This window comes from Photobacterium sp. R1 (assembly GCF_054600795.1).
Window position 1 is genome coordinate 1 of the sequence record NZ_BAAHZP010000544.1, and the last position, 271, is coordinate 271.

At 50.9% G+C, this 271-nt stretch carries 1 protein-coding gene; it reads right to left on the minus strand.

Annotation, left to right across the window (positions count from 1 at the left end; all coding sequences use genetic code 11):
• On the minus strand, positions 1-244 hold a 244-nt coding region (locus tag ACYP03_RS26205), incomplete at its 3' end, for a phage tail protein (RefSeq protein ID WP_459782700.1).
• Between the last annotated feature and the right edge of the window lie 27 nt (positions 245-271).

Sequence of the window (271 nt, forward strand, 5' to 3'; positions counted from 1 at the left end):
GCAGCTGGTCAAAAATTTCATCTTCAATCGTGGTGTGAAGCGCATCAGAAACAGGCACCCGGGCTTCCTGAATTGGATACCGGCTTTCTCCCTTCCGGGTAAAAATAGAGCGCCGGTTGTATCGGTTGGCAATAAAACCCTGCTCATACTGCTGGGCCTGCATCTTGCCTTTGGGCGTAAAAACGGCACCTTGAGGATTTCGCCTTGTTCCTTTTCGTTTGATCCGTCCTCTGAGATAACCCACGGGCATCTCATTGAGGCCGAACCACAA